We start from the raw sequence: 7,109 nt of genomic DNA, 5'->3' as shown, positions 1-7,109 counted from the left end.
CTAACGGGCCTCACGTTCGTCTTTACGGGAAGCCTGGCATCGATGACCCGGGACGAGGCGAAAGAGAGCGTTTTGCGTCTCGGCGGAAAAGTTGCATCATCGGTGTCACAGAAGGTCGACATGCTCGTGGCCGGAGCCGACCCGGGGTCCAAGCTCGAGAGAGCAAAGGGGCTCGGCATAAGGATCGTGACGGAAGAGGAATTCCTTACCATTTGCGGGGTGACACGGGAAAATGGAACGTAGAGAAGCCCTCGTGATCGTATCGGGCAGGGTCCAGGGAGTCTGGTTCAGGGCAACGACCCTCGAGGTAGCCCGGGAAGCGGGGGCCAAAGGATACGTGAGAAACCTCCCCGATGGGAGGGTCGAGGCCCTTCTCCAGGGAACCCGGGAGGAGGTCGAGGCGGTAATCGCGTTTATGAAAAAAGGGCCCCCGGGGGCCGTGGTATCGGACATCCAGGTAACCATGCGGGTCCCGGAAAGAGAATACGAAACCTTTCAGGTAACATACTGATTATTTCGAAAGGAGCCAGGGTGCAGGAAGCCTCCTACTACGAAAAGAGAGACGGTTCGGTCCGATGCACCCTCTGCCCCCAGTTCTGCGTGGTGGAGGAAGGCAGGAGGGGATTTTGCGGCGTCAGGGAGAACAAAAACGGCACCCTGTACGCCAGCACCTACAGGAAAGTGGCCGCCATTGCCGTCGACCCCATAGAAAAGAAGCCCCTCTACCACTTCTACCCCGGACGGGACATCCTCTCCATCGGCTCGACGGGATGCAACCTGCGCTGCCCCTTCTGCCAGAACTGGCACCTCGTCGAGGGAGGGGCACCGCTGAAAGAGGTCGAAATCGACGAGCTCGTCCGTCTCACGGCGAGAAGCAGGTCCGTGGGGATATCCTACACCTACAACGAGCCGTTCATACAGTGGGAATTCGTCTACGACTGCGCAAAGAAGTTTCACGAAAAAAATCTTAAAAATGTTCTCGTGACAAACGGCTTCGTCAACCCCGAACCGCTCGAGGAAATCCTCCCCTTCATCGACGGGATGAACATCGACCTGAAATTTTTCCGGGAGGAGAGCTACCGGGAAGTTTCCCGGGGAAGCCTTTCACCCGTAAAAAAAACCATAGAGATCGCCGCAAAAAAGTGCCACATCGAGGTCACCACGCTCATCGTAACGGGCCTGAACGACAGGGAGGACGAGATCAGGGAGATCGTGGCTTTCCTCGCATCCGTCAATCCGGAGATCCCCTTCCACATCTCCCGGTACTTTCCGGGCTACCGCTACGACGCGCCGCCGACGGAACAGGAATTTCTGCTGAAAGCGTACAGGATTGCGAAGGAAACGCTTCCCTTCGTCTACCTGGGAAATATTCAGTTGCAGGGTTTCTCCGACACCTCCTGCTCCGGGTGCGGCAATCTCCTCATCGAACGGTCCGGCTACCACACGCTCAATCGAGGCCTCGACGGCCAGCGGTGCGGCAAGTGCAAGAAAAACCAGAACTTCGTCAACGAAAAATGAGACCTTCCGGGAGACCGGAAAGTGTGGAGAAATGGGACATGAAAATTCTAGTCGACGGTAAGAAGAGGGATTTTAACGCTCCCGGAGACGGGAACCTGGGTATGCTCCTGGAGACCATCTACGAGGAGATCAGAAAGGATGGCAGCCTGGTCAGCAGGATAATCCTCGACGGGGAGGAGATATCGCCGGAAAGAGAGGAGGCCCTGGCATCTGCAGGGATATCCGATTTCAAGAAGCTGGAGATCGGGACATCGACGCGGAGGCAAGTCGCGAAGGAGACCATCAGGGAGGGCCTCTCCTTCGTCGACTACATGGTGAAGGAGTTCAGGGACATCGCCACGGGCCTGCGAAACGACAACCTGGAATCGCCGAGAAACAAGCTCATGACCTGCCTCCAGGATCTGAGCGATTTCGTGGAGCTCTTTTCCACGATCAAGGCGATGTCATCCGTCGATACCAGGAAGATCAGCATAGACGGCAAGCGGGTGGAAGACCTGGAAACGCTCATGCTTTCGGCGATAAAGGAAACCGTGTCCACGGATCAGGGCGAGGGGGCCGATCACACCATCAACTCCATCGAGATGATCCTGATCCCGGTCCTGGACCTCTTCAGGAGATGCATCGTCGAAATAGACGGTTTGATGGGAACGGACACGTAACGGAAGGGGCATTGCCGCACGCCAAAAGTGGGGCAATACCCCGCTTCGCTTCTTCCCAGGGAGGGGGTTTCACCGCAGATGTCCCGGAGAACGACGATAACCCTAGCAGCCTTTCTCCTGCTGGCGCTGACCATGCCGGCTCCCCCGGGCCATGCGTCTTTCCCGGGGAAACAGGGAAACGTCGCCGCCGTGGCCGGGAGAGCGAAAAATCCCGCCACCGGGGGCTACGGGACCCCTGTCCCTTCCCTCGCTTCCGAAAGGGGCGTTGAATCCTCCAGCGAGGGCTACAAAAAGATACGGCGCCGATACAGGGTTTTGGAGTTCTTCTCCCTCGGTTTCCTCCTGGTAATGGCCGTCATCGTCACCGCCTACATCCTGCGCATGAGGGAGAAAAGCGAAAAAGCGCGAAAGCTGAAGGCGGAAACCTACTCCGTCGAGGAGCTCGATAACAGGGTTGCCATCACCGACCATTTTCACGCGCTCATTGAGGGGAAAACCGAATTTGTCGTGCAGTTCGGTGGTATCGAGGGGCAGTTTATCACGGCCCCCCGCTCCCTGCAGGAAGGGGGACAGGTATTTCTGACCGAGCCCCTCCTTCCCTTCCCGGGCACGGGCATGAATCTGGCGGGGGCAAACGCAAAAATCGATTATCTTTGCAATGAGGTCCCCTATTCCTTTGTAACCCTCCTTTTGTGGGAGCCTCAGGCAGCCAGGGACCCCGTGACCTTCCGCTCTCCACACCTGATAAAGTACACACAGCGGCGGCACAGCTACCGGGTCCGGCCGCCGGTCCTGGAGCCGGTCCTGGTCATCTTCCCGGCCCCGGGGGGCGGCGGCGAGGAGTCGGTCCTGGATTTTTCCGCGGGGGGGTTTTCCCTGCTGAGCGAAAAATCATACCAGCCCGGCGAGACGTTCAGGGAAGTCCGGCTGATCCTGCCGGGGATAAAACCGCTCAGGGCGGACGTGAAATGCGTCTACCACCTCCCACCCGGGCGCGGCGACAGGGAAGAAGCGCGCAGGTTCGGTTTCCAGTACCTCGACCCGGGGGTGAAGGAGGAAAAAGCGTTCATGGGTTTCGTGTCCGAATCAAGGGGCCGGAAGGAGAAGCCCTGAACCGGGGCCCGTCCCCTCCCATTCCCTTTCAATCGACGATCCTGTCGTCCGGACGCGACGACAGTTTCAAAGGTTCATGATAAAGGTGGCTGTTTTTTTACCGGCAGGGAACTCAATATGCCGTGAATTCGAGCCCATCCTGGATGAGCTTTGCCGCAACTTTTTCCGGATCGACCCGGTATTCTCCCTTCGCTACCAGATCCCGTATCTTTTTCAACCGCTCTCTTCTTATCTGGAATTCTTTCCGTACATCATGGGGGTATCTTTCCATATCGCTTCCGCTCAAATCACTCTTGTCTGTATCGTTCAGTTCACCTTTGCGCAACCGGGCCGGCGGAAAAGTCGCTTTCGGCCTTCACCGACCCTGGTTCGTTGTCCTGAAGGAAAACTCTGCATCTGTTCTTTTTTACGCCTCTGTCCGTAATAGTTTTATCGGATATATTCGCTAACTCTTTAGCTTTCCCGGCCACTTTCTGCCGGGCAAATGCCCCTTTACAAAAAGAAGAAATACCTGATAACCTTTCTTTAAAACAGGGTCTTACGGGGTAAGGATCAGATGAGACTCCTCATAGCCGACGACGAGGAACACATACTGTCCATTCTGGAAGAGGTCTTCCTCGACTCTCCCGTTGATGTGCACCTCGCCCGTTCCGGGGAAGAAGCCATCAAAAAAATCGAGGAGACCAGGTACGACGTCATCCTGACGGACCTGAAAATGCCCGGATGTGACGGCATGACCGTCCTCCGGAGCGCGAAGCAGCTCCAGCCGGGAAGCGAGGTCATCATGATGACGGGGTTCGGGACGATCGAGACGGCCGTGGAGGCAATGAAGCTCGACGCCTTTCACTACATCACCAAGCCCTTCAAGATAGACGACGTGCGCTACCTGGTACAGAAGGCCCTCGAGCACACGACGATAAAAAAAGAGAACATCGCCCTGAAAAAACAGGTCAAGAACAAGTACCAGTTCGACAACCTCATCGGCACATCGAAGGCGATGATGGACGTCCTCTCCCTCGTGGAGAAGGTAGCGGACACGGACTCGACGATCCTGATCCTGGGTAAATCGGGAACGGGCAAGGAGATGATCGCCCGGGCGATACACTACAACAGCGCCCGGGCCAACAACCTGCTCGTGCCGGTGAACTGCGGCGCGATACCGGAGGAACTCCTGGAGAGCGAGCTCTTCGGCCATGTCAAGGGGGCCTTCACGGGAGCCATCGCTCCCCGGGCGGGAAGGTTCGAGCTGGCAAACCACGGGACAATCTTCCTGGACGAGATCGCCGACATGAGCCCCCGGCTCCAGGTAAAGCTGCTCAGGGCCCTCCAGGAGAAAGAGTTCGAAGCCGTGGGAAGCGAAAAAACGGTCAGGGTGGACGTCAGGGTAATTGCGGCAACCAACAAGGACCTGGAAGAGCTGGTGAGACAGAAGAAATTCAGGGAAGACCTCTACTACCGTTTGAACGTCATCCCCATCAAAATCCCGCCGGTGAGCGAGCGAAGGGAAGACATCCCCCTCCTGCTCAACCACTTCATCGAAAAGTATAACCGGCAAAAAGGGAGAAATATCGAGGGCATAAGCGATGAGGCGATGGAGATCCTCATGGAATACCCGTGGCCCGGCAACGTGCGGGAAATAGAGAACCTGGTGGAGCGGATTGTGGTTATCAAGGGCAGCGGCGTTGTCGGCACCGGCGACCTCCCCGAAAAGATAGGGAAGGAGATCATGCAGCCGGCCCCCCCCGGGGTGCTGGAAGACGCCGAGCAGGACTACCCGGGGGACCTGAAAGGGGCAATCGAAAAGCTCGAATCGCACATGATCGAAAAGGCCCTGAGCATGTCAGGCGGAAACAAGGAGGCGGCGGCAAATCTCCTGGGCATCAAAAGGACCACCCTGGTAGAAAAAATAAGGCGAAAGAAGCAGAAAAAGTAGGCGGTCAGTCAATTTTTTGTGTCAATAAATTGACGATTTCAGTGAATTTGACGCTTCCCCGAACCCTGCCGATACCGAACAATCCCGATTTTCCATTTAAAATCAGCTACCTGTAATTATCCCCCCTCTGGCACATATCTTGATAATCCCTTTCGGTATGCGAAACCAAACAGCCGGTCTAAAACCGTAGCGGAGTCGGATGAACGCCTTGAGTGCCAAGAGGGACGGAAAATTGAGAGTTTTCTCGATCACCAGCGGCAAGGGAGGTGTGGGAAAAACCCTCCTTACCGTGCATCTCGCCTGCGCGCTCAGAGACCGGGGCAAGGAAGTGCTCATCATCGACGGAAACTTCGGGAACGGCAACGTGGATCTTCTCTTCGGGATCTCTGCAGACAAAACGATCTTCGACGTTTTGACGGGAAACAACTCCCTCCGGGAAGTCCTGGTGAGCGCCGTGCCGGGAATATCGATAATCCCGGCCGGGACGGGAATCTATGAAATAAGCGCACCCGAATCCCATCACAAGCTCTCCCTGCTCTCCGAACTCGACACGATCGACAGCGTGGCGGATGTGGTCATCGTGGACACGCCGGCGGGAATAACCCCCAACGTGATGTTTTTCAACACCAGCGCCACGGAGATCGTTCTCGTTACCACACCGGAAATCACGTCGGTGAAAAACACCATATCCTCGATCAACGTGCTGCACCGGATATTCGGTGAGAAGGAGTTCAAGGTAATCGTGAACATGGCGGAGAATGCCTACGTCGCCGACTCCACGTTCGCCATAATCGAAGGGGAAGTGGAGAGGAACTACGACATCAGGCTGACAAATTGCGGGCATTGCCCCTTCGACGTGGGGCTCAAGGTAACGACGAACTTCCACGCGTCCCTTCCCGAAAAGTCCGCCCGCGAAAGCAGTCCTGAGCCCTTCGGCCCCATAGCCCGGTCGCTCCTGGAGAGCGCACCCGGTAAGAGATCAAAGAAGGGACAGCAGTTCTTCGCCCGGCGGATACTCCAGGAAAAGCACAAGGATGCGATATTTCAAAATTTGAAATAAAAGAGGTCAAAAATGAAGAATGTCGTAGCTAAGTCACCGGATCAGAAAAAGAAAACGAAGGCACCGAAAACCGAGGGCACGGAAACCCTGATAGAGGACTTCCTCCCGAAGATCAAGTACACCGCCAGGAGGCTTTCCATGAAACTCCCCCCCCACATAGACGTGGAGGACCTGATCAGCTGCGGCATAACGGGGCTTCTCGACGCGGTGGACCGCTTCGACCCGAAAAAGAACGTCAAGTTCTCCACATTCGCCGAGTTCAGGATCCGGGGCGCCATGCTCGATTACCTGAGGGAAATCGACTGGTGTCCCCGTTCGGTGAGGCAGAAGGCCAACAATCTGCAGAGCGTTTACACCTACCTGGAGAACATGCTCGGCAGGCCTCCGAAGGAGGAAGAGGTGGCCCAGGAACTGGACATCTCCATCGACAAGCTGCGGAAGGAGCTGGCGCTGATCAACGGGATATCGATATTTTCCATAGACGAGATCGAGGGCGACGAAGAACCGTCCAGCTTCACCCACAGGAAGATGCTCGCCAACTACCTGACGGAAAAGAAAAATGATGAAGACTTCCTGCTCGACCTGAAGGAAGTCCTCACCGAGGCCATAGAGGAGCTCCCGGAAAACGAAAAGCTCATCATCTCCCTTTACTACTACGAGGAGCTCACGATGAAGGAGATCGGCACCATTCTCGGCCTGACGGAATCGAGAATCTGCCAGATCCACAACCAGGCGATCCTGCGCCTGAGGGGAAAGACCGAAAAGAGCCTCTACGCGACGCCCGGGCCGAGCTGAAGGGCGCGGCTCCGAATCACCCATCCTGCCC

Annotated in this window: 8 protein-coding genes and 1 pseudogene (1 of these 9 cut by a window edge); 8 read left to right on the top strand and 1 reads right to left on the bottom strand. The window is 56.3% G+C overall.

All coding sequences use genetic code 11. The features are described 5' to 3' along the window. The 5 genes and pseudogenes from ligA to GTN70_08615 form a co-directional block, all read left to right on the top strand. A pseudogene (gene ligA / locus GTN70_08635) lies at nucleotides 1–243 on the top strand (NAD-dependent DNA ligase LigA); it begins 1,728 nt to the left of the window's first position. Then, nucleotides 233–511, top strand: coding sequence for an acylphosphatase (locus GTN70_08630; GenBank protein NIO17048.1), 279 nt, complete (start codon nucleotides 233–235; stop codon nucleotides 509–511). The pseudogene ligA and the gene GTN70_08630 overlap by 11 nt, the downstream one beginning before the upstream one ends. A 20-nt stretch (nucleotides 512–531) precedes the next feature. Then, nucleotides 532–1,518 carry an AmmeMemoRadiSam system radical SAM enzyme gene (amrS, locus tag GTN70_08625; GenBank protein ID NIO17047.1) on the top strand — a complete coding sequence of 329 codons (987 nt, stop codon included), beginning with the start codon at nucleotides 532–534 and terminating at the stop codon, nucleotides 1,516–1,518. A 38-nt stretch (nucleotides 1,519–1,556) separates the two neighbouring features. Beyond that, the gene (locus GTN70_08620) at nucleotides 1,557–2,177 is read left to right on the top strand and encodes a hypothetical protein (GenBank protein NIO17046.1); all 621 of its coding nucleotides are present in this window, start codon (nucleotides 1,557–1,559) and stop codon (nucleotides 2,175–2,177) included. Nucleotides 2,178–2,255: 78 nt separating this feature from the next. Further along, a complete protein-coding gene (locus tag GTN70_08615) occupies nucleotides 2,256–3,290 on the top strand; it encodes a hypothetical protein (GenBank protein ID NIO17045.1) in 1,035 nt (344 codons plus the stop codon). 112 nt (nucleotides 3,291–3,402) lie between these two features. Here GTN70_08615 and GTN70_08610 read toward each other — a convergent pair whose 3' ends face one another. After that, entirely contained in the window at nucleotides 3,403–3,561 is a 159-nt protein-coding gene (locus GTN70_08610) for a hypothetical protein (protein NIO17044.1), read from the bottom strand. A 285-nt stretch (nucleotides 3,562–3,846) separates the two neighbouring features. Between GTN70_08610 and GTN70_08605 the strand changes: the two genes are divergently transcribed. The 3 genes from GTN70_08605 to GTN70_08595 all read left to right on the top strand — a co-directional run bounded on the left by GTN70_08605 (nucleotide 3,847) and on the right by GTN70_08595 (nucleotide 7,078). Continuing rightward, nucleotides 3,847–5,223 carry a response regulator gene (locus tag GTN70_08605; GenBank protein NIO17043.1) on the top strand — a complete coding sequence of 459 codons (1,377 nt, stop codon included), beginning with the start codon at nucleotides 3,847–3,849 and terminating at the stop codon, nucleotides 5,221–5,223. 199 nt (nucleotides 5,224–5,422) lie between these two features. Beyond that, nucleotides 5,423–6,283 carry an AAA family ATPase gene (locus GTN70_08600; protein ID NIO17042.1) on the top strand — a complete coding sequence of 287 codons (861 nt, stop codon included), beginning with the start codon at nucleotides 5,423–5,425 and terminating at the stop codon, nucleotides 6,281–6,283. Between the two features lie 12 nt (nucleotides 6,284–6,295). Next, on the top strand, nucleotides 6,296–7,078 hold the full coding sequence (locus GTN70_08595) for a FliA/WhiG family RNA polymerase sigma factor (protein ID NIO17041.1): 783 nt from the start codon (nucleotides 6,296–6,298) through the stop codon (nucleotides 7,076–7,078). The last annotated feature ends 31 nt before the right edge of the window (nucleotides 7,079–7,109 follow it).

This window comes from Deltaproteobacteria bacterium, assembly GCA_011773515.1.
Taxonomy (GTDB): domain Bacteria; phylum Desulfobacterota; class Deferrimicrobia; order J040; family J040; genus WVXK01.
This window is presented reverse-complemented; position numbering and strand designations above follow the sequence as displayed.

Excerpts from the sequence above, each read along its gene's own strand:
- GTN70_08630 (NIO17048.1), top strand. The coding sequence starts at position 233 with ATGGAACGTAGAGAAGCCCTCGTGATCGTATCGGGCAGGGTCCAGGGA.
- GTN70_08620 (NIO17046.1), top strand. The coding sequence starts at position 1,557 with ATGAAAATTCTAGTCGACGGTAAGAAGAGGGATTTTAACGCTCCCGGA.
- GTN70_08615 (NIO17045.1), top strand. The coding sequence starts at position 2,256 with ATGTCCCGGAGAACGACGATAACCCTAGCAGCCTTTCTCCTGCTGGCG.
- GTN70_08610 (NIO17044.1), bottom strand. The coding sequence starts at position 3,561 with ATGGAAAGATACCCCCATGATGTACGGAAAGAATTCCAGATAAGAAGA.
- GTN70_08605 (NIO17043.1), top strand. The coding sequence starts at position 3,847 with ATGAGACTCCTCATAGCCGACGACGAGGAACACATACTGTCCATTCTG.
- GTN70_08600 (NIO17042.1), top strand. The coding sequence starts at position 5,423 with ATGAACGCCTTGAGTGCCAAGAGGGACGGAAAATTGAGAGTTTTCTCG.
- GTN70_08595 (NIO17041.1), top strand. The coding sequence starts at position 6,296 with ATGAAGAATGTCGTAGCTAAGTCACCGGATCAGAAAAAGAAAACGAAG.